Raw genomic sequence first — 21823 nt, forward strand, 5'->3', positions numbered from 1 at the left:
GGTTCACTTTTGCGTCCTTTTCGGAAGGTCAAAGGGGAGCTTGGACATTTTGCTGAACCTCGACTCTGGCCGGGGTGCCAGTTTCATCTGTGTGCAACTATACATGCTGTCTGCCACTGGCTGACCTGTGAGCAGAAAAGCACGGGTGTGTCTGCCCGTGGTCAGAGTGGAACAACGGGGACGCTGAGATGAGCGTGATTCTCTGCCACACTGCCGTATATCCTCGTGTTGTTGTAAAGCATCTGCGTACAAACTATGAGCGAGGTTGAACTTCTGTTCACATGAATGCGCAAGCGTAGGTAAAGTTCCTGTTCAAAAGGCATTTCTTTTAGAGCGGTTGCTACACTTGAACCTCCAATATAACGGATTCGGAGGTTACTCTCATGATGAGAAAAACGCCCACCCCTCAGGTTCGTGCTTTTCGTGCCCTTCGTACAAAGGGCATGCCTGATCTTACTTCTCTCGTATCAATACTAATCGTCTGCACGCTGGTGGCTTCGCTCTTTCCTACGCAATGGGCGCTGGCGGAGCCTTCCTCGTCTGACGAAGGTGTGCAGCAATCCGACACAACACAAGTAGATACTACGGCACCCACCTCAAGCACCACACAGCCCGTCTCTGCCGATGAGGAACCCCTCGAATACGGAGAAACCCTCAACGACGGTACCACCTTGGTACCTGTCGCTGACAACTCGAGCTTGTCGAGCGCAAGTCTGATGGGTTTTGACACCACGCGCGAAAACACGGTGTCGGAAGAATGCGGCACCGACAATCCCGTGAGTGGCTGGGTTGGCGTTACGCCGCTGGAGTACGGGCGTCTTACGTACGATGACCTCGATTCTGACCCTTCGAATCTAAAATCGCCCCTGTGGATTACCGACATAAGAAAAACCACTGCAGAGAATCTGGATTACGACTCACATTATCGAGACCTTTTCTACGATTTTGATGCTGATGGCAGAACCATAGGAGCTGTTGCTCCGGCCGATTTGGATCACAATGGTCTCGATGATCTTGCTGTGCTAACCAGCGACGGCAAGGTAAGAATCTACAATACCTCGTATGCTGAATCCGGTTATTTCAGCCAGTATGGTGCAGGCATACCTCCAGCGTATCTGAGGGGAAACATAGCCGTGCTCGATCCGGGTCGCGCATTTTACCCGCGCACGGAAGGCTCAGAGTCGCGCAAGCAAATCGACTTCGAAAACTACAACCCCACGATGCAAGAGCCTAATCTGTATCACCTGAAAGCGGGCGATCTTGATGGAAACGGCTACGAGGACATTGTGATGTTCTCGTACAACGAAAGCGGCGAGGGCTGGATTGATGTGTGGTACACCTTCTACCTGACTGATGCCAGAATTGACGACAGCACCCCCTTACCTTCTGGATGGCAGGCTTCCGAACTCTTGGGCGAAAAGCCGCGCGAAGGCAATAGGTTCCTCTTCTACCATCAGTCGATAGCAGCCGATAACATGCCGTTGCTGAATGCCAACATATATTCCGATAACATGTATCTTCCTGCATCGCTTGAAGTAGCTGACCTTTCCGGTGACGGCAAGGCAGAGGCCATTGTGGCCTTCCAAGGAGGCGATCCCTTGGGAGGATCTCGGTACTGCTCGGCCATTCAAGTTGTTCAGGCGTCCGCAGGCACCGATCAGCAGTTCCAGATAAAGGATGCAAACGGAAACCCCAAAACCGTTACGGTTACCCAGCCGAATTTCGAAGGGACATGCTCCCGATGGGCGCCTCCGGGCGGTCCGTGTACGCAAATGACCTCGGTTTCCGTGGGCGATGTTGATGCCGACAATCACCCAGAATTGGTAGTGGGCGGCTATGCAGGGTCAGATGCTCTGCAAGGCGAGCTGTACCTGACTTACTTGGAATGGGTAGAGCCCGAGGACGGATCACGCAGCTACTTGGATACGACCAACGTGCACGGGTTTACCTGGCTTTCTGACGACAACGGGCTACACAAAACACTTGGGAGCAAACTTTACGGCCACAAAGCCAATGAAGATACCTCACTGTACTACGAGGACGCAGACAGCACCTTCTTCAAAAGTGAGGCAAGCAACTACCAGCTCTACAACCTTTCGCGCTATACGAACACCTCGAACTGGACAGTGCCACTGAGCTGCGTCAGCCTATCGGGATACGTGGACAACAACACCTACGATCAGGTATTTTTCGGAAGTTTCTTCTACAACTACGACAAAGCGTCTGCAACGTTTACGCCGTGGCGTGGTAGGATTCACGAAGATTTCAACGAGATGGATAACAACAACATCTTGCTGATGCTTTCCGAGCCTACCGCAGCTGAGGACATGATTCCTAATTGCGATTCGCCCGATGCGGGTCTGGCCACTATGATGGATTATCCCGGTGGCGAAATTCTGTACCAGATGGCTCTGTTCGACCAAACGAAGAACTACGGCGATAAGGTTCGCATCGACCGCTACACCTATTGCGACAATGGCAGCAGCGTAGCGTTTTCCTGCTATGGTGACATGAGCGATAAAACAGAGTTCGCATGGGGCGAAAACTCGCCCGAGATTCCTTTCCTGGCAAACCTTGACTGGCTCGATGACGCGAAGGAGCCTCAGGACAAGGACTCTATGTTCCTGCGCTTGGTAGGACATGAGTTTGTCTACACCGAGCCTGTGGTGGAGTCGGTGCTTCAAGCACCGCCTTCCTTTGAAGATGTGTCTCTTGCAACCGGCTATGATTCGGGTTCAACGGCACTTACTCGCATCGAGGGTGACACGATAGAGTACGGTGCCAGTGCATCGGTGTCGTTTGATTTCAACATTTTGTACGGTGCCGAAGCTGGCAAGAACTCGATGAAAGTGGGGAAGACGCCCGGGTTTGGGGTAACTCCTTCGTACAAGGGTTCGAAAACCCATGAGGAGCAGTATTCTGTGAACATTTCTAAGGGGCAGGACAGTGTGGTTCTGACTTGCACTCCCATGGACTTGTACTATTACGAAGTGCTGCGGCCTGGCGCCCAGAAGCCTCTCGACCTTGCCGTCATGCGCGCACCTAATGCTCCCAACGTGAAAATTGTGCCCATCGAGACGTATAATGAACAGGCTATTAATTACAACAAGGTTATAAGTGCTTTCAACGAAAGATTGTCTGACAAAACGCCTCGGCTTGCGCTTTTACCCGAAGCGGATACGCTGATGTCCCACACAAAAGGGAAGCCCGAAACCTATACACGTCCCGACGGACTTGACACTTCGGAATTCAATTTGACCGACAGACCGCTTGCGCTCGACTACGGCAACGATTTCGGCTCAAGTAGCCAATCGCTGCTGAGTACCTGGAAAAATTCCGATGGTGGTTCGTGTGCTTTGAATCTGAAGATGGGCCTGAAGTTCGAGGAAAGCTCGCGTTTCAACAAGTTTACGCTGGCGTTTGGTATTAACCTTTCCGGAAATGGCGGGAAGTCGGTATACAACGGTAAAGCCTACAAGGGTGATGTGAAGTGTCTGACCGAAGAGTGGAACGACTACGGCATGTCGATGACGATGTATGCCGGCAAAAAAACTTACACCACCATAGAAGACCCGATGAGCAACAATGACTCTGTAGGCGAGTATGTCGTGGTGGGATATGACACCGAAAACGTGCGTTACGGAGTGGCAACGCCGCGCGGCTTAAAAATCGCTGATACTACGGCGCATACCGTAGACATCGTGGCGGATATTCCTTGGGGGGCTGATAACTCCGACAGCTCCTATCTGCTTGAGCGATTGGACTCCACAACGGGCCAGTGGCAAACCGTTCACACGTTTAAGAAACCAAACTTGGATGGCACCTCGCCGACTGTTTTTACGGAAACCTTCACCGATCAGGGCGGCCCCGATGGCAACGGAACTGATGAGCGGCTTGCCTCTGACACTTCGTACACATACCGCGTGACCGACTCACAGCGCAAACACTCCTGCACGGCTGTAGCGCAAACCGAAAAGGTTGACTCGTTTACGGTGACGTTCGACGAATTCAACCCGTGGGGGCTGATGGCAGCGCGGTCGGTGAGTGCTGAAACGGGTTGGAAGCACGCGCTTTCCAACGGTGCACTATTTACCGATGGTTCGCAGCTCGATTTCATCGCGTTGCCCTTTAACGGGTGGCAGGTTGACTCGTGGCAGGTGACCGAAACGCGTGACGGAATTGCCAGCGACATTACAAGCGATCCGCGTGTCAAGGTGTTTGATGACGGAAAGGTTTTGGTTATCAGTGAGGCACATGGCGATATTGCGGTGAAAGCCACCTCTTTGACACCAGTTGATCCGAGCGCACCAGACAACCCTGATGGCCCTGTGACGCCCACGGCAATTGAGTTTAGCGATTGGGGCATGAGCTTAGTCGGCTCTGATGGCACGACGCTTGCCAGCGACGAGCGTATAAGTCACGTAGCTGCTAAAGAGACGCCGACATCTGAGGGCGCGGAAGTGTCAGGCGAAGATGCGAATGAGGTCACTGAGGATGCGGATTCCCGCGAGAGTGCCGAAAATACGGGCGCAACTGACACAAAGCCTGTTGATACACTCTTGTGGATAACGGATGCGGGGGCGAAGCTGAATCTCAGCGCATTGAACGTGAAGATTGGCTCGATACTTTTGGCATCTCCTGCCAATAATGAGAAAACGCTACAGATGATTGGAGCCGAAGAAGGACGGATCAGCGAAACGATAAGTCCGCTTTCCGATGGAACACATAAGGTCATAGCGCTTGCTCAGAGTGTTAATGACCCGCTCTTCGATGCGCGCACCATTGTGTTCGCAAAGGATTCGCAAGTGCCCGATATGGCCATATGGTGCATCAATGGTGTCGACGAAAACGGTTCCAGTGCTAACAATGGCACCCGCACCATTATGGTGTGGCCCACAACAGGGCCGTCGGATGTGGGCCGTGTGGAGATCGCCCGTGGGCAAAATGCTACGAGCGGTTTTGTTGATGTGAGCAACAGCTACAAGAAGGGTATCACCTACATAGCTGAATGGGCCGATCCCACACTAGGGCCAGACAAAAAACCCCTGGATGACGGTCGCCTAGAAAACGGCTGGTACACGCTACGTCTCACCAACGGGGCAGGTGTTGTGTCGCAAAAATCGGTGGAGCTGACAGGCGTTACGCATCCTTTGGGCAAAGCCGAAGCGAAGCCTGAGGCTGGGCCAGTGACCCCGCCGGATGGCGACGGTGGCGGTAGCGGTAGCACAAGTAATCCTCCGTTAGACGGGAAGGATCCAAACGCAGGTGGCACCAAGAAACCTGCCGCACTTGTCGAAACGGGTGATACCACGTACAAATTCGTTATTGCATTTGCACTTGTCGCAGCTGTCTCGGCGGTGATTGCGGCGGTAATTCGTCTCGCGCGGCGGCGCGCATAACGAAAGGCCGAATGCGAGACTGAAGGCAGGGTGCTCTCCTTCCGTGCGGTTGTTGTTTTCCTGCGAGTGACGGTTTACCTACGATCGGTAGCTGCTATAACGGGTACATGCGAAAACGAAAGACCGTACGGAAGGATGCTTCTATGAGCGAAGTACACGTTATGTCTCATCCGTTGATACTCGACAAGCTGTCACACATGCGCAGTGAAGACACGTCCTCGAAGGACTTCCGGCAGCTGCTGAAAGAGATATCGCTGCTCATGGGCTATGAGGTGACGCGTGATTTCGCCGTAAAGCAAGTGAGCGTGCAAACTCCCTTGTGCGAAGGCATGTTCCCGCAGCTTGAGCAGTGCTTCATCACGATCGTGCCCATCCTGCGTGCGGGTATTGGTATGGTTGACGGTATGCTGGAGCTTATGCCATTTGCACATGTAGGACACATCGGCATGTATCGTGACGAGGAAACCCATCAGCCGGTGGAATATTACTTTAAAATGCCGAAGCAGGTTGAAAACTCTATCGTGATTGTAGTTGACCCCATGTTGGCAACCGGCGGCAGCGCCATAGATGCTGTGAGTGCACTGAAAAGCCGCGGCTGTACGAATCTCCGTCTCATGAACTTGGTGGCAGCTCCCGAAGGCGTTGCCGCTATGCAAAAAGCTCATCCTGACGTGGATATTTACGTGGCGGCTATCGATGAGGGCCTTAACGAAGACGCCTACATTGTTCCTGGTTTGGGTGACGCAGGCGACCGCATATTCGGCACAAAGTAGAATCGACCTCCAGCGATTCCCTCAGCATATCGAGCCGCCTGTGCAGCCAACTGAGCAACTTTGCTTTTTTCGCAGCTTTTGCGCAGATTATCGTGCGTGAATGGCCGTTTTATGTGCGGCGTTGCGAGATGGTAAAATAATTGTTTGTTTTATGCATTCAAGGAAAAAGTTCGCCGTACGGCTTTGAGGGAGAATGAGGGCATCTATGGCGAGGCGGAAAAAAAACACGCAACAATACGGGCAATACAACTACTCCTATGAACAGCAAGCTCGTCAGCGTATGGCCAACGGCAATCGTGCCCCGTATCCGGGAGCTTCGTATGGATCGGTGAATCCTGCTGGCAATATGAGTCAGTACTCGCGCATGAATCCGGCGTACTCCAAGAAGAGCAGCCGCATGGGCGTGGGGAAAAAGATAGCCATCGGGGTGCTGGTTGCATTTATTGTGGCGGCGCTGGGTGTGGGGTCTGCTGCTGCGCTGTACTTTAACTCGGTGAACAACGAGCTTACGAAAGGCGACAAAACCGATGACGAGCTGCTCGCCATTCAAGACGCCTTGTCAACCGATAAGCCGAAGTCGTTCACGGAGCCGTTTTATATGATGCTCATCGGCAGCGATAAGCGTGAGGATGGCTCGGTTGGGGGCTCGCGATCGGACACAAACATGGTAGTTCGCGTTGACCCAGCGAAGAGTATTGTCACCATGGTTTCTATTCCCCGTGACACACAGATTCAGCTCGAAGGCTATGGAACGAACAAGTTCAATGCGGCGTATAACTACCTTGGCGCGGCGGGTGCTATCGAAGAGGCGGAAAAGCTACTTGATATTGATATTTCGCACTATGCTGAAGTCGATTTCGAGAGCCTTTCAGAGTTAGTCGATGCGGTTGGCGGAGTGGATATTACGGTCGAAGAACCCATTGACGACCCTCACATTCCCGGTGTGTATATTGAAGCTGGTGAACAGCACCTCAACGGTGAGCAGGCGCTTGCCTATGCGCGTTCGCGCCAGTTTGCCGACGGAGACTTCACGCGTACGGCTCATCAGCGCGAACTGGTGATGGCTATTGTAAATGAAGTGCTCGCAATGCCGGTAACCGATTTGCCGAGGGTTATTAGCGCAGCAGCAAGTTGTGTTACCACTGACTTGTCGGTTGATGATCTGATTGATCTGGCAACCCAGTTTAAAGATTCTGCCGATGAGCTTGTTATCTATTCGGCAATGGTGCCTTCCTACACTGGCATGGAGGACGGGATTTCGTATGTGTACACCGACGAAGCGGTGCTTGACGAGTTCATGAGATTGGTTGAAGCGGGAGAAGATCCCAGCACGGTTGAAGCGGTGAGCACGGGTGGTAGCGATACGAGTGATTCCTCGGGCACCGATCAGAGTGGCGCGTACTACGACGATTCGTCTGCGTATTACACCGATCCGGGGTATAACTACGGCTATACCGATCCGAACTACGTTGACCCGGGAGTTGTTGATCCGAATTTCACCAATCCGGGGTATGTTGACCCAGGGTATTCCGATCCTGGATACGTTGATCCTGGCTACACTCAAGGTCAAAGTGCAGCAGGTGCAGGTGGTGTGGCTACAGGCGATGCGACGGTAGGCTAGTTGCAGGTTGCTAGCAAGCTATCATGAGGTTGTTGCGGGCGTGTGTGTAACCGCGTCCATAACAACCTCATTAACTGACGCTGCGCTAATCGGTGCTAACCGATATTGGTCGACGCTAGCTGCGGTATCCGTTCGGGTTTGATGACTGCCAACGCCAGCTGTCCTGGCACATGCGGTCAAGGTCGTATTCAGCCACCCACCCAAGTTCAGCGCGAGCCTTGTCGCATGCTGCGTAGTTCTCGGCGATGTCGCCTGCGCGGCGCGGCTTGATCTCGTAGGGAAGCGTATGCTCGCAGGCTCGCTCGAAGGAATGGATGACATCAAAGACGCTTGACCCCGTGCCGGTTCCCAAGTTAAAAATGGCAACTCCGCGGCGGGTACCATCTTCGGCTGCTTCTCCGGGAATGTCGCCTAAAGTGACGGTGGTTCCGCTGCCAACTTTGCCGCCCATCCAGTCAAGCGCTGCAACGTGCCCACGCGCCAAGTCGACCACGTGAATGTAGTCGCGCACGCCCGTGCCGTCGGGTGTGGGGTAGTCGTTGCCAAATACACCCACGCTGCTCAGACGCCCAACGGCAACCTGTGCAACGTAGGGAACCAAGTTGTTGGGAATACCTTGCGGGTCTTCGCCGATCTTGCCGCTCACGTGCGCACCGATAGGGTTGAAGTAGCGAAGCAGTATGACGTTCCATTCGTTGTCGCCCACGTAGAGGTCGGACAGAATTTGCTCAAGCATGCTTTTTGTCTGCCCATACGGGTTTGTGGCGCTGTGCTTTGGGCAATCTTCAGTGATGGGGATAAACTCGGGCTCACCGTACACCGTTGCGCTGCTAGAAAACACAATGTTTTTCACGCCATGGGAGCGTGCGACATCGCAGAGCGTGAGCGTGCCGGTTATGTTGTTCCAGTAGTACTCAAGCGGCTTTTCGACGCTTTCGCCAACAGCCTTAAAGCCAGCAAAATGGATAATGGCGTCGATGTCGTTTTCGGCGAAGATGGCTTCCATCGCTGCACGGTCAAGAATGTTCTTCTCGTAGAAGGTCAGGCGGTCATCATCTGCGGAAAGGCCAGTGATCTCGCGCACGCGATCGAGTGCGATGGCGCTCGAGTTGCTTAAGTCGTCAACCACTATCACGCGGTAGCCTTGCTCGATCAGCTCGACACAGGTGTGGCTTCCTATGAACCCAGCACCGCCAGTTACTAGAATACTCGTTTCTCCGTGGCTGCGAGCGAGGCTTCTGTTCGACATGGTTATCTCCTATCTCGGGCGTCGCGTTTTGTCCCGCTTGTTTCGTTTCGTATGAGGCTATGGTAACAGGCTGCGCGCTCGATGATAGGAACCAGCGAGCTTTCGCCAAAAGGAATAGACAACTTGTTTATAATGGGGTGACAAGCAGTGGCTTTGAGTTGGCGGCTCGCTTCTTTCCCTGTCGCGTCATCTGGCGCAAGGGATGAGAGGGCGCAGGCAGCCAACCGGACAAGAAAGAAGGATCCCGTGGCTGACATTCATTTCGGAACCGACGGATGGCGCGCCATCATCGGTGAGGACTTCACGGCCGACAACCTCGTTCGCGTTATCGATGCGTCGGCACGCGTTTTTAAGGAGGATGCAATTGCGGCGGGGCGTGCAACTGATGGCCTTGGCACAATCATCGTCGGGCATGACTGCCGTCAAGATGCTCATGCTTATGCGCAGTTAGCGGCCGAGGTTGCTGCTACGCATGGCTTCACTGTGAAGCTTACTCAGGATTACTGCCCCACGCCTACGCTGTGTTGGAGTGTGGCGCAAGATGCCGATGCAGTAGGTGGCATTATGCTTACGAGTAGCCACAACCCCGCCGAATACCTGGGCGTGAAGCTGCGCATGGCTGACGGCGGTGCCGCGGGCAAGGAATTCACCGACCGCGTGGAGGCGGCATTTTCTGATAAGCCTACGTCGGCGCGCGCAAGCTACGTTGAAGTTGACCTGATGACCCCGTATTTACGTACGCTGAAGGAAGCAGTTGACGTTGAGGCCATTCGCAGTGCAGGCTTGCGCGTGGTCATCGACCCGCTGTACGGCGCGGGGCGCATTCATCTGGCGAATCTGCTGCGCGAGATTGGTGTGGAAGTGTGCGAGATCAACAATGCCTGTGACCCCACCTTCGATGGGCTTCATCCCGAGCCTATTCCGCCATGGGTCGACCGCTGCCTGGCGAAAGTTCCCGAGCTGGGCTACGACGCCGGCTTCATCAACGACGGTGATGCCGACCGTATTGGTGCGGTGGACGAGCACGGTAACTTTGTGAACCCGCATCGCATTATCACGTTACTTACGTCGCATCTGGCCGAAGACAAGGGCCTTTCCGGTCGTGTGGTGTCAACCATTACGGCGTCGGCCATGCTCGCTCGTCAGTGCAAGCGCTTGGGGCTTGAACTTACCAGCACGCCGGTGGGCTTCAAATGGATTTACGCCGAAATGGAGAAGGGCGACGTCATGCTCGGCGGCGAGGAATCCGGCGGCATTGGCATTCCAACTCACGTTATGGAGCGCGATGGTCTGCTGATGGCGCTGCTTTTGTGCGAGACGATGGCGCAGCGTGGCATGAGCTTAGGCCAGTTGGTAGACGACATGTTCGACAAGGTGGGTAAACTCGAATTCGAGCGCCAGGGTCTTGCGATTACCGATGAGCAAATGGCGAACTTCCGCGCGAACATTGTTCCCGCATACGCGCCCGCCGAGGTGTGCGGCAAGAAGGTGGTCGACATCGATCGTCGCGATGGCGTGAAGTTCTATCTGGAAGGCGATGCGTGGGTGATGATGCGCCCCTCTGGTACCGAGCCGCTCGTGCGTATCTACGCTGAAGCCGAAACGGTTGACGAGGTGCATGATCTGCTTGATGCCGCGAAAGCTGTTATCCTCGCGTAGCGTTTGGGTGCCGAACTTCAAGCACTACGCGGCGAATGCCTGCATCGCGAAATACGCGTTTTAGGTGTGTGAACTTAGTATTCTCCGAACTTAGGGAGCCGCTTTAACAGCGCCCAGGCGACTTGCTTCGTCTGGGCGCTTTCCATCAGCGCTTCGAAGTTGCGAAATGCCACCACAGTTCGACCGAACGCACGGCTCGCGTCATCGAGCGGAAGGGCACACCGGTACGCTTCTGCCAGCAGGCGAGTCGCATCGGCATCGGTAGCGACTAACAGTAGGGGATCGAACCCCTCGATGAGCGTAAACAGTGCTTGGGGGTCGAGCGGCTGCTCTTGACCTGATGTTCCGCGTATCACAACGAATGTCGTGGCGTCGCGCCCGTACCCAAACGTTGCAAACGAGCTGTTCAGGGCGCGCTGTGCTTCAATAGTTAAAGGGGATGTAGACACCGCACACGTCAGTGCTGTTTCGCTGCCGCATGCGTAGTCGCCGAATAAGGCCCAGGTTTCAGCAAGAGCTGTTTCGTACATGTTACCTTTCATAGAATAAATCACACTTCCTTGCAAGCCGCGCTTGAACTTGCTACCGATTAGCCGTATAACCCATAGTAGCAAGAACAACGCGATGCGTAAGGAGAAAGCCATGTGCACAAATGGAGTAAATACTGGGCAGTTCGAGCAGATGATTGACCAGATTGACGACCATATCAAGTTGGAGCGCCGTTGGTCCCACACACTCGCTCATATGGCGGGCGATGCTGGCTACGCAACAGTGTCCGAGAAGCTGCATGTTGCCCAGGCACTGCTTGACGATGTTCGCGCGGCGCTTGACGAGGCGAAAGATGCGCTGGAAGATGATGCAGCCAGCGCATCGAACATAACGGTGAACCTTGTGTAGAACGGGTGGGATACGATGAGCAACGACCTTATGCGTTTTTCGGTTGCTATGCCGGAAGACTTACTCGTTCGCTTTGATGCGCTCGTCGCGCGCCGGGGTCTTGCGAAGAACCGCAGCGAGGTTGTGCGCGATCTCGTGCGTGATGCGCTGGTAGAGGAAGCATGCGCCCTGCCCGGCACCGAAGTGGTGGGCACGCTGACCATCGTGTTCAATCACCACGCGAGCGATTTGCAGGAGAAACTGCACGCCATCCAGCACGATTATTTCGCCAATATCACCACGTCGCTGCATGTGCACCTTGATGCGCATGCCTGTTTGGAGGTTATTGTTTTGCGTGGCGAAGTGACGCTGGTGCAAGACGTTGCGAATCTCATTTTAGGAACGAAGGGCGTGCAACACGGCAAGCTGGTGCTTACGGTTGCTCCGTCGGTTGCATAGCTGTGCGAAACTGCGCAACTGACGAGGTAATCGCGAAACCAAGTACTCGTGCGACCATGTAGCCGTGCAACCATGTAACCGTGCAACCATGTAGCCATGTAACCGTGCAATTGAGGAAGAACCGGGGCTGCTCACAAAAGCCGAATTGAGAAACGTTATAGGGAAGGTTATGGATACGACAGTCATGCTGGGCCACGGAAGCGGTGGCACGATGATGAAACGCATCATCGACGAAGTGTTCTTTGAAGCGTACGCAGGCGATGAGCTGCGTCGTGGCGATGATGCTGCGGTGCTGCCAGCGTTGCAGGCAGGGGAGCGCCTGGCGTTTTCCACCGATAGCTTCGTGGTTACACCGCACTTTTTCCCTGGTGGCGACATTGGGCGCTTGGCCGTGTGCGGCACGGTAAACGACGTGGCTACAAGCGGCGCCGCCCCTTTGTATTTAAGTTGCGGGTTCGTGCTGGAAGAGGGGTATCCTATCGCTGACCTCAAGCGCATCTGTGCTTCGATGGCTACCGCTGCAGCAGAAGCTGGCGTGCGCATCGTCACGGGCGATACCAAGGTGGTAAATCGGGGGCATGGCGATGGCGTGTATATTAACACCAGCGGCATCGGTATAGTTCCCGAAGGTGTGAACCTGGGCGGCGCGCAATGCTGCCCAGGTGACAAGGTGCTGGTGAGCGGCACACTAGGCGACCATGGCATCGCTATCATGGCGTGCCGTGAGGACCTGTCGTTTACCGCGAACGTACAAAGCGACGCCGCACCGCTAAACCATCTAATCGCCGAGGTGTTATCTGTTGCCCCACATACGCGCTGTTTCCGTGATCCCACGCGCGGCGGCTTGGCGTCGACACTTAACGAGTTGGCTGCGCAGGCGGGTGTGGACATTACAGTGCGCGAAGATGACGTTCCTGTGAAGTCAGCTGTGCAGGGTGCGTGCGACATGCTCGGGTACGACGTGTTGCAAGTTGCGAACGAGGGGAAGATGGTGTGTGTTGTTGCGCCTGACGAGGCCGATGCGGCGCTTTCCGCCATGCGTGCAAACCGTTACGGTGCCGATGCGGCCATTATTGGCGAGGTGTCGGCAGCCCGCTTAGACCGGGGGCCGAAAGTGCTGTTGGAAACAGCGTTTGGTGGCACGCGCATTCTCGACATGCTGGTAGGTGAGCAACTGCCTCGCATCTGCTAACGCGGTAGGTGGGCGATTCGGCCACTGGCTGGTAGCAGCTTCGTTACAGACGACAACGCCACACGTAATGGGTTGAATCCATGTTAGAGTAAACCCATGACGACGAAAACAAACATAACGCGCGAGTACCGACTTGGCGAAGAGATCGCCAATTCAATCTCTCATGGCATCGGTGCTGCTCTGTCCATCGCCGCGATTCCTATTCTCACGGTTATTGCGGTTAGCCATGGCGGCGGCATTCGCTTGCTTGCGGCGTTGGTGTTCTCCATATCGCTGTTGCTCGAATACACTATGTCCACGCTGTACCATGCCATCGCTGCCGAAAAGGCTAAGCGTGTGTTTAAGGTGCTCGACCATTGCGGCATCTACTTGCTTATTGCGGGAAGCTATACACCGTATTGCCTGATCACACTCGCACCGCATGGCGGTATACTGCTGGCAGTGTTCGTGTGGGCGGTAGCGCTTGCGGGTATGGCGGCCGAGGCGTTTTGGGTGTTTCGCCCACGTTGGGTGTCGGCGGTGTTGTACCTGCTGTTGGGGTGGAGCATCGTGTTCTTCCTGCCTGCTTTATACAGCTCGCTTGCGGCGCCAGGCTTCTGGCTTTTGCTTGCCGGTGGTCTGTCGTATACGATCGGCGCCGTGTTCTACGTGTTCAAAAAGATTCCCTACCTGCATTTCGTGTTCCATTTGTTCGTGGTTGCAGGTAGCGTGTTACAGTTTTTGTCGGTAGCGTTGTATGTTGTATAACCGCGAAAGGCGGATTGATTAGAGAATGGAAAAGGGAAAGAAGCAGGGCCGCGGCATGTTCGAGCTCTTCAATCGAAAGAACCAGTCGCTTTCCGAAGAAGAGATTAAATCAATGGTCGAAGGCAACGATGAACTGCTTGCCGACGAGAAGCGCATGATCAGCGACATTCTCGATTTGCGCGACATGGCAGTTCGCGAGATCATGATTCCTCGCGTCGACATGATTTTAGTTGAAGATGTGGAAACGATCCGCCAAGCGCTCGACCGCATGCGTGGCACGGGTTATTCCCGCTTGCCGGTGTATCACGAAGATTGCGACAACATCACCGGTATCATTCATTTCAAAGATCTCATTGCTCCGCTTATGGATGGTCGCTGCGACGATACTGTGGCCGACTACGCGTACGAAGCTATGTTTGTTCCCGAATCGAAAGATGTGTTTCCCCTGCTCGCAGAAATGCAGACGAAGCGACAGCAGATGGCCATTGTGGTTGACGAATATGGCGGGACCGATGGCCTTATTACCGTTGAGGACATCGTTGAGGAAATTGTCGGCGAAATTGCGGATGAGACGGACCACGAATCGACGCTCATTTCGGTGGTGTCCGACGGCGCTTGGTTGGCCGATGGGCGTTGCACGGTGGAAGAAGCCATCGAGCGCGGTTGGCCGCTTGAGGATTCCGACGATTACGAAACGTTGGCCGGCTGGCTTATGAGCAAGCTCGATACTGTGCCAGAAACTGGCGACCAGCTTGATTTTCAGGGATACCGCTTCCGCATTGTCGCCATGCGCCGTCTGCGCATATCGAAGGTCCGCATCGAGCGCTTGCCTGATTTAGGCACATCAGATGCTGCTAAGGCGTAATCGAAGAGGACCTGTGAGGAACCGTGATGCGCAGAAAGGTCATGCGAAGCAGAAACGGCGTTGTCGGCGGCGTGTGTTCGGGCATAGCCCATGCGTTTGAGTGTGATTCGCTTGTGGTGCGCATCTTGTTTGTCGCGTCGATGCCGGTAACAGGCGGTGTTGCTGGCGTTGCGTATCTTGTGCTGTGGAAGCTCCTTCCTATGGCCTCTGCCTTGGACGACCCATACGAGGTGCGTCCAGAAACGGTGCTCTCCGAAACGTACGGGCGGGTTGAGTACGTGTCGAGCCGACCGTATTTGCGTCCAAAAAATCCTGATTCACGTTATGTCGTGTCTTCCAGTCTGTCGAACCGCTTTGTAAGTGTGGGTCATTTACCCCCGCAGCCTCCGAGTTGTTGGAACGCCGATGGTGCCGATCTACCGACCGCTGAGCAGCAAAAGAGCGATCGAACATAAGGTGCGCGCTTTGTGACGGTTAGTGTGTGCAGGGTCGAGATACTTGCTACAAACCGTGAAACTAACAGGCATTTTGCCTAATTCCGCCACTGTCAAGCGAACAAAACGTGAAGCCGATCTCCATAAAACTTTGCGTTTGGGCTACTCAATTCGGTAAAATACAAACAACGACAAAAGCATAAAGCTCTTTTTCGACAGTAATCCCACTCATAATCCAACAAGCTGTCATCCGCTTTGCGGTTGTCGTGTTTTTGTTGTCCGGAGAAAGGAAGCCGCTTGGCACAGCGGAGAAAAACGCATCGTACAACGAGCATTGTCGCGCGTTTCGCGATTGGCTCGCTCGTATCGTGCGCACTCGCCGTTTTCATCGGCCTCGGGTTCGCCTCTGCGGGAAGCGGGGTCTCGTCGGATGCCGACACGTTTGGAATCGACGCCGTTAGCGCGTCGTCCGCTGCAACTGACTTTTCTGGTGCAACATCCGATACCTTGTCGACTGATAGCTCGTCGTTAGCTATGGAAACGAATCGCGATATTTCTGCGGGTATTGAAAGCATCGAAGCCGAAGAGGAAGCAGCGCGCAAAGCGGCTGAGGAAGCTGCTCGTCAGGAGGAAGAAGCTCGCATCGCTGCTGCGCAGCAGGCTCGGGCTGAGCAGCAGGCGACGATGAACGCCGACGCTGCATCAGCTGCTGCAGCCCAGCTGTCCGAAGTGGACTGGGAAGTTGGCAAAGACGCATTCGTTGCCGAATGGAGCGCGCGCATTGATGCGTACCTTGCTGGCACGAATTTAGCCGGGTATGGCAGCGTGTTTGCGGAAGCGGCATGGGACAACGGCATCGACCCACGCTTCTCGCCGGCTATTTCGAACACCGAAAGCGGCAACGGGCAGGTGTGCTTTAGACCATACAATGCATGGGGCTGGGGCAACTCGAGCTGGTCGAGTTGGGAAGAGTCCATTCGCGCACATGTAGCGGGTCTTGCCAGCGGTTATGGCTATTCGATCACCTACGCTGGTGCTCAAAAATACTGCCCACCGAACTATGATCACTGGTTCTATAACACGCTGGGCCAGATGATGCTTATTTAAAGCCCTCCGTGTCGACTCGTCTGTTCAGGGCTGGTGGAATGAACGAGTTTCCGAATGGCTCCAGTTTGAGCATTTCTCTTCTGCAGTGGCTTTCTCGTTTCGTTGTATCGTTTGAGTTTTCCCGCCGTCTTCGTACGGCGGATTTTCATTAGAAATAAGGGTAGGGACAGTGAGAGAACTCGAATGATGAGAGACTATCTTAAGCAGAAATCCAAAAGCTGATCGAATTGAGTAAGAGGGGTGTCAACTTCTGATGATTGTCGATACCAAGACGGGCTATCCGGTAATCTAGTAAGTAGGGTGGAAAACCGAATGATATACTACGTTTGTCACGAAATGGCAAACGAATGAGAGTGATCGTATGTACCATTTTGCTAAAGAGTTGACTACAAACTCGCTGCTCAGCGGAATTGGTCGTTGTTTGTTGGCTTGTGTTCTTGTTGCAGGGCTTATTCCAACATATGCCATAGCAAACCCTGCAGTTGAACAGGAGGTAGCCCGAGATTCCGCAACTGTCCCGACAACACGCTCTTCCTCTTACGACAATAGAGTAAAGAGAATCTATTTGGGAGAATACACCGGGGCTGCCATTATGGATGACGGTTCGTTATGGACATGGGGCGCTGCTCCTTTAGGTGACAACACCGCTACGGGAGATGTCCGTCCCATCCCAAAGAGAGTTTTGGAAAATGTGGTGCAGGTTTCTCTAACAAGAGATAGGATTCATGCACTCAAAAGCGACGGTTCTTTATGGGTTTCAGGTTCCGATGCCCTGAATGCTGAGTACACCGATTCTGGTACAGTCCTCAAATATGAATGTCTCGACTTTCAAAAGATCATGGATGGGGTAAAAAGTGTTGACTCAGAAGGCTATAACGGAATTACTACTGTACTTACTGAAAACGGTGAGATTCTTACATGGGGTTACAATCATGGAAGCAATCCTGTATCGGACTCATCTATCAAACCATGCAAGATTATGGACAATGCAGTCTCTATGTGGGCTGACGAAGGCAGGGGTGCTGCTGTAACGCAGGACGGTTCATTTTATACATGGGGATGGGGGGTTCCTGGCGACGGTACAGCACCCGATCCAAGTTCTTTTAGATTCGAGCCAACTAGAATAGAGACACAACTTCCCGTACGAAGCTTTGCGGCGGGCGCTTCTCAATTATATGTTACCGAAAATAATGAGCTGTGGATGTGGGGCCGTCAAAACATGTCCTACCCGGTTTTTGATGCCGCTCATCATGAAGAGGTAGTCTATACGCCTTTCAAACGCATGGATAATGTAATCAAAGCTGATACTGGAGCAGAGCTAGCCTGCGCAATTAAAACTGATAACACGCTTTGGACGTGGGGAATAAACAACAATAATCTCGCCCAATCTTCCACCCCAACGCAAGTCATGGAAAACGTAACCGATGTGTCCGTGGGCGATTTGTATGCAATCGCTGTGGTGAAAAACGATGGTACGGCGTGGACGTGGGGCGGTAACCAATATGGCCAGTTAGGCGTAGGCGATTGTATCGACCACGACACGCCCGTGCAACTCCACTTTACTGATGATACGACATCCGACCCCTCCAAGGTTGAAAACGAGCAAGGTGTTTTCAATATCAACTTCCTTTCCACAACGGAGCAGTCAGTAGTCAACGGTGAGACGCATCCTGTTTCCTATCCGGTGTACTGGGATGACGCATGGTTCGATCAGCAATCAACGAAATACAACCCTCAACTTGCCACTGCTTCTTCTGCTCTTGCTATGGCGGCATATAATAATGCACCTAGTGAGGATCCCAAAAAGGATTGCATATACATCCGCGAATCATTTGCCGCACTTGGCTTCGATACTGGCGAGGGCGACGTGGACGTAAGCTCTTATACACATCGTCTGCAAGGGAAAAGCATAAAAGAAGATAGTGATTCCGATTACAAGGAGAGTATAGATCTGGTTGCTTATGCCTTCGGCAAGAAAAAGTTTTTGGATGCAAGTGGGCAAGAACAAGATCTTATTATAGTTGCCGTGCGTGGAACACCGAGCAATATTGAATGGGTATCGAATGCTCAGATTGACTATAACGACGGTATAGACGTGAAATATCATGCTGGTTTCAAATATGCCGAGACCGAGTTGCTTGGAAAGTTAATAGAGTACTTGCAAAAAAACAGAATAGATGACCGCAACGCGCGTATTCTCATTACAGGACATAGCCGCGGCGCAGCCGTGGCAAACCTGCTGGCTGCCGACCTGTCATTCGGGCTATCCACGCACTTCAATACAAGCCGTGTGTACGCTTACACGTTTGCCACACCAGCAACAACTACGAAAACAATGGTGCACAGAAACACCTACGACAACATTTTCAATTTCGTGAATCCCGAGGATTTTGTGCCACGAGTACCCCTCAAGAAATGGGGTTTTGAGCGCTTCGGCAAGACGTTCTACTTGCCAACGCGGGGCACACAACATCTGTTGTTTACCAAGCTTGAGTCTCGAGTTCAGGCAGAATATCAAACATATTCGGGTATAACGTATGTACCATTTGAGACAGTGGGTCCCACAGACAAATTCGTATCTGATGCGGAAAACCTAGCACCTACAGTACAAGATTTCTATAAACAGAAACACTACGCTCCCATTGTTAAAGGCATGACCTTCCACAAGTATTTCGAAATGTTAACGAGTTATCTTGCTGAGGGCGAGGAAGGAAAACCAGTCCCGCTGTTGATACTCTCGCTAGGAAGCTATTGTCCAGTTTTCTGGTATTTCGTTCGCTACAATGTGTTTGATGGACTAGTTGGGGACCATAAAGAAGAGCTAGAAGACGTTGTCGACGGTGATCCAATATTAAACCTTACGTTAAGTGCGCAGCTTGCTGCGGAAAGACTGCTGATCGCTGCTGACGAAAACGCTGAGAACAACGTGTTCTTCGCGCACACACCCGATACGTACGTATACTGGACTCACGCGCTGCAGGAGTACGATATTACACCGCTCAAGCAAGGACAGCTATGCGACACCAAGAAAGCAGTGTTCTACTGTCCGGTTGACCTAGAAGTTCGTGATGCTTCAGGAAATGTTGTTGCACGCATAGTAAACAATCAAGTCGATGAAGTGCTTATGAGTGCCGATGCGAGTGTGTCAGCTTACGTTGATTCTGAAATTGGCGCAAAATACCTCTGGATACCCACCGACCAGAACTACACTATTGCTTGCAAAGCTACTGAAACAGTTGATTCAGGACTCGATATTACCTGGTCATCACACGATTTCGAAGGTGCTGATTATCAGCAGAAAGTTTACAACGATCTTGACTTAGTAAAGGGTGAAAGCTATCAGCTGCGTTCGTATCCCGATGCTCAAGTGAGCAATGTGTTCGTCGATACCGTGGAAATAATCGGCAACGATGGTATGGTTGTAAATGAGAGCTATGTAGTTGACGAAGCTAGTGGAGAAGCCCTTTCTGTTGAGGTCGAAGTTGTTGGCAACGGCGATGCGGTTGGCGTAGCGTCAGCTACCAAAGGAGATCACGTTACCGCATACGCCTATGCTCACGAAAAAGCAACTTTCAAGGGATGGTTCGAAAATGGTGCCAACTATCAAACTGACGTGCCGGTAAGCACCGATATTGCTTATACCTTTAGAATCGACGAGAATCGCTCACTGGTTGCAGTATTCCTCGAAGACGAAGGCGGATCGAGTAGTGGCGAAGATGAGAATCCTGGAGGAACCGAGGGAGACAGTGGTTCGAGCGGTGATACTGGGAGTCCTGATAGCAGCGCCGATGCTGGCGCTAATACAAACGTGAGTATTTCTTCAAACCAGGATGGCAATGCCGATTCATCTAACAACTCAGCAAAAGCAACCATCACAGCTGAAACAGGAGACCGATTACCTGATGTAGTGTATCTCCTTCTAGTGATAATTGTCTGTGCAGCCGTTGTTCTTGGTTGCTGCGCGAGGAAAGAGGCAAGACGCTTCGCAAAGCATCAGTAGGTTTAACGTAGAACGTGCCCGTGCTGTATAGCATGGGCACGTTTACAGCGCTTTGAAGATGCTGCGCACGTGATCGAGTAGGTCGGTATCGGAGACGACAATAGCTTTGTCGCCGGGGAACAGGCGTGTGTCGGCGTTGCACACAATAGCGTCGTCCTCTTTGGCAACTGCAACAATCAGGCTGTCTTCGGGCATGGGAATGTCAGCAGCTAAAACGCCTTCGGCGTTGGAATGATGTCTCATGCGCGGCACCAGCATTTCAGCCAACACCACGTTGCCATGCGCCAGTGACGACACGACACTCACGCTGCCCAGCAACGCTTCCTCTTCGATAAGTCCCGCGATAACCGTGGTGGACGACACGCACTCGATGCCTACCTCTTTGAAAATGCGCAGGTTTTTTGGGCTGTTCGCGCGGGCAATGCACCGTGGCACGTTAAACACGCGCTGGGCAATTTCACACGACACCAAGTTACTGTCATCCTGTCCGGTAACCGCTACGAACACATCGGCATGACGAATGCCAGCATCCTCCTGATAACGGGAGTCGCAACCATCGCCATGAATGACCAGGTAGCGGCCTTGCAAAACGACCGACAGACGGTTCGCGGTTTCAAGCGATTGTTCGATGACGGCAACCGAGTTGCCGCTTTCCAGCAATACGCTTGCCAAATACTCCCCGATTTTCCCTCCGCCGGCGATAACGATGTACATGGTTGCCCTTTCCTCTACCAAGCGCTTTTCGCGCCGCTAATCTTGAATGTACTTCGAAAACGGCTCGATCAGATCGTGACGAACGCACGCGAGAATGGAGTCGCCATGATACAGAATGGAATCCTTCGTAGGAATCGAACTCGCCGAGCCATCACCGCGCTCGAATACGATGATCCGCACGTTGTGGTCGCGCTCTATCTCGGAAACGCGGATGGTGCGCTTGTCGTGCCAACTTAAGTCGAGCGAGAAGCGCAGCACTTCGAATTCGCCGAACGTATCGAGATGCGAGCCATGCCCCGACACCACCTTACTGAACACATCTTCGGCAACGAGCGAGGTGCCACACACGTAGTCGATACCCAGTTGCATGTACGCACGTTCATGATCGGGATTGTACAGACGTGCGATCACGTGAGGCACTCCACATAGACGGCTGGCAACCTCAGCGACCATGAGGTTGGTGTTGTCAGACTGGGTGACTGCCGCAACAACATCGCACTCCTTCGCCCCTGCTTGAATGAGCAGATCTTCGTCGAAGCCTACCCCTTGTAGTGTGGAGCCGTTGAAGCCTCTTCCTAAATTCGTGAACGCATCGGGGTTGCGGTCGATGACGCACACGTTGTTGCCGCTATCGGAAAGCATATTCGACAAGCTCGAACCAACGCGGCCGCACCCGACAACAATGACATTGCTCATAGACGTTCCTTCTACGAATAACGATGCTGCCA

The 21823-nt window shown here is 53.1% G+C and carries 16 protein-coding genes; 12 read left to right on the plus strand and 4 right to left on the minus strand.

What is annotated here, in order from left to right:
• The first annotated feature begins 443 nt into the window (after positions 1–443).
• The 3 genes from G7Y43_RS00445 (at position 444) to G7Y43_RS00455 (ending at position 7793) form a co-directional block, all read left to right on the plus strand.
• Positions 444–5399 carry a hypothetical protein gene (locus G7Y43_RS00445; RefSeq protein WP_165042931.1) on the plus strand — a complete coding sequence of 1652 codons (4956 nt, stop codon included), beginning with the start codon at positions 444–446 and terminating at the stop codon, positions 5397–5399.
• Positions 5400–5542: 143 nt separating this feature from the next.
• Positions 5543–6172, plus strand: coding sequence for a uracil phosphoribosyltransferase (gene upp / locus G7Y43_RS00450; RefSeq protein ID WP_165042933.1), 630 nt, complete (start codon positions 5543–5545; stop codon positions 6170–6172).
• Between the two features lie 205 nt (positions 6173–6377).
• Positions 6378–7793, plus strand: a complete 1416-nt coding sequence (locus G7Y43_RS00455; RefSeq protein ID WP_241158082.1) for an LCP family protein — start codon at positions 6378–6380, stop codon at positions 7791–7793.
• 115 nt (positions 7794–7908) lie between these two features.
• On the opposite strand, the gene galE is transcribed toward G7Y43_RS00455, so the two are convergent.
• Positions 7909–9042: a UDP-glucose 4-epimerase GalE gene (galE, locus tag G7Y43_RS00460; RefSeq protein ID WP_165042935.1), complete on the minus strand. Its 1134-nt coding sequence runs from the start codon at positions 9040–9042 to the stop codon at positions 7909–7911.
• Between the two features lie 246 nt (positions 9043–9288).
• Here galE and G7Y43_RS00465 point away from each other — a divergent pair, with 246 nt between their 5' ends.
• Positions 9289–10701: a phosphoglucosamine mutase gene (locus G7Y43_RS00465; protein WP_165042937.1), complete on the plus strand. Its 1413-nt coding sequence runs from the start codon at positions 9289–9291 to the stop codon at positions 10699–10701.
• 74 nt (positions 10702–10775) lie between these two features.
• Here the strand turns inward: G7Y43_RS00465 and G7Y43_RS00470 are convergent, their stop codons facing one another.
• Positions 10776–11231: a hypothetical protein gene (locus G7Y43_RS00470; protein WP_206215059.1), complete on the minus strand. Its 456-nt coding sequence runs from the start codon at positions 11229–11231 to the stop codon at positions 10776–10778.
• Between the two features lie 112 nt (positions 11232–11343).
• Here G7Y43_RS00470 and G7Y43_RS00475 point away from each other — a divergent pair, with 112 nt between their 5' ends.
• From G7Y43_RS00475 to G7Y43_RS00510, 8 genes are all read left to right on the plus strand, one after another.
• Positions 11344–11598 (plus strand): dynein gamma chain protein, encoded by a 255-nt coding sequence (locus G7Y43_RS00475; protein ID WP_165042941.1) that lies wholly within the window; start codon positions 11344–11346, stop codon positions 11596–11598.
• A 15-nt stretch (positions 11599–11613) separates the two neighbouring features.
• Positions 11614–12036 (plus strand): nickel-responsive transcriptional regulator NikR, encoded by a 423-nt coding sequence (nikR, locus tag G7Y43_RS00480; protein WP_165042943.1) that lies wholly within the window; start codon positions 11614–11616, stop codon positions 12034–12036.
• A gap of 169 nt (positions 12037–12205) precedes the next feature.
• Entirely contained in the window at positions 12206–13228 is a 1023-nt protein-coding gene (hypE, locus tag G7Y43_RS00485) for a hydrogenase expression/formation protein HypE (RefSeq protein ID WP_165042945.1), read from the plus strand.
• A 96-nt stretch (positions 13229–13324) separates the two neighbouring features.
• Positions 13325–13975 (plus strand): hemolysin III family protein, encoded by a 651-nt coding sequence (locus G7Y43_RS00490; protein ID WP_165042947.1) that lies wholly within the window; start codon positions 13325–13327, stop codon positions 13973–13975.
• 25 nt (positions 13976–14000) lie between these two features.
• On the plus strand, positions 14001–14840 hold the full coding sequence (locus tag G7Y43_RS00495) for a hemolysin family protein (protein WP_165042949.1): 840 nt from the start codon (positions 14001–14003) through the stop codon (positions 14838–14840).
• A 41-nt stretch (positions 14841–14881) separates the two neighbouring features.
• Complete coding sequence (locus G7Y43_RS00500; RefSeq protein ID WP_165042951.1) at positions 14882–15295, plus strand: PspC domain-containing protein; 414 nt, start codon at positions 14882–14884, stop codon at positions 15293–15295.
• Between the two features lie 276 nt (positions 15296–15571).
• A complete protein-coding gene (locus G7Y43_RS00505; RefSeq protein ID WP_165042953.1) occupies positions 15572–16381 on the plus strand; it encodes a glucosaminidase domain-containing protein in 810 nt (269 codons plus the stop codon).
• Positions 16382–16742: 361 nt separating this feature from the next.
• On the plus strand, positions 16743–20381 hold the full coding sequence (locus tag G7Y43_RS00510) for a hypothetical protein (RefSeq protein ID WP_165042955.1): 3639 nt from the start codon (positions 16743–16745) through the stop codon (positions 20379–20381).
• 42 nt (positions 20382–20423) lie between these two features.
• Here G7Y43_RS00510 and G7Y43_RS00515 read toward each other — a convergent pair whose 3' ends face one another.
• Positions 20424–21095 carry a TrkA family potassium uptake protein gene (locus G7Y43_RS00515; protein ID WP_165042957.1) on the minus strand — a complete coding sequence of 224 codons (672 nt, stop codon included), beginning with the start codon at positions 21093–21095 and terminating at the stop codon, positions 20424–20426.
• 36 nt (positions 21096–21131) lie between these two features.
• Complete coding sequence (locus G7Y43_RS00520; RefSeq protein ID WP_165042959.1) at positions 21132–21791, minus strand: TrkA family potassium uptake protein; 660 nt, start codon at positions 21789–21791, stop codon at positions 21132–21134.
• Positions 21792–21823 lie beyond the last annotated feature (32 nt).

This window comes from Adlercreutzia sp. ZJ138 (assembly GCF_011038935.1).
GTDB lineage: Bacteria > Actinomycetota > Coriobacteriia > Coriobacteriales > Eggerthellaceae > ZJ141.

What these genes read in the sequence shown, in the direction of transcription:
- G7Y43_RS00445 (WP_165042931.1), top strand. Translation starts at nt 444, where the DNA reads ATGCCTGATCTTACTTCTCTCGTATCAATACTAATCGTCTGCACGCTG.
- upp (WP_165042933.1), top strand. Translation starts at nt 5,543, where the DNA reads ATGAGCGAAGTACACGTTATGTCTCATCCGTTGATACTCGACAAGCTG.
- G7Y43_RS00455 (WP_241158082.1), top strand. Translation starts at nt 6,378, where the DNA reads ATGGCGAGGCGGAAAAAAAACACGCAACAATACGGGCAATACAACTAC.
- galE (WP_165042935.1), bottom strand. Translation starts at nt 9,042, where the DNA reads ATGTCGAACAGAAGCCTCGCTCGCAGCCACGGAGAAACGAGTATTCTA.
- G7Y43_RS00470 (WP_206215059.1), bottom strand. Translation starts at nt 11,231, where the DNA reads ATGTACGAAACAGCTCTTGCTGAAACCTGGGCCTTATTCGGCGACTAC.
- G7Y43_RS00475 (WP_165042941.1), top strand. Translation starts at nt 11,344, where the DNA reads ATGTGCACAAATGGAGTAAATACTGGGCAGTTCGAGCAGATGATTGAC.
- nikR (WP_165042943.1), top strand. Translation starts at nt 11,614, where the DNA reads ATGAGCAACGACCTTATGCGTTTTTCGGTTGCTATGCCGGAAGACTTA.
- hypE (WP_165042945.1), top strand. Translation starts at nt 12,206, where the DNA reads ATGGATACGACAGTCATGCTGGGCCACGGAAGCGGTGGCACGATGATG.
- G7Y43_RS00490 (WP_165042947.1), top strand. Translation starts at nt 13,325, where the DNA reads ATGACGACGAAAACAAACATAACGCGCGAGTACCGACTTGGCGAAGAG.
- G7Y43_RS00495 (WP_165042949.1), top strand. Translation starts at nt 14,001, where the DNA reads ATGGAAAAGGGAAAGAAGCAGGGCCGCGGCATGTTCGAGCTCTTCAAT.
- G7Y43_RS00500 (WP_165042951.1), top strand. Translation starts at nt 14,882, where the DNA reads ATGCGAAGCAGAAACGGCGTTGTCGGCGGCGTGTGTTCGGGCATAGCC.
- G7Y43_RS00510 (WP_165042955.1), top strand. Translation starts at nt 16,743, where the DNA reads ATGTACCATTTTGCTAAAGAGTTGACTACAAACTCGCTGCTCAGCGGA.
- G7Y43_RS00515 (WP_165042957.1), bottom strand. Translation starts at nt 21,095, where the DNA reads ATGTACATCGTTATCGCCGGCGGAGGGAAAATCGGGGAGTATTTGGCA.
- G7Y43_RS00520 (WP_165042959.1), bottom strand. Translation starts at nt 21,791, where the DNA reads ATGAGCAATGTCATTGTTGTCGGGTGCGGCCGCGTTGGTTCGAGCTTG.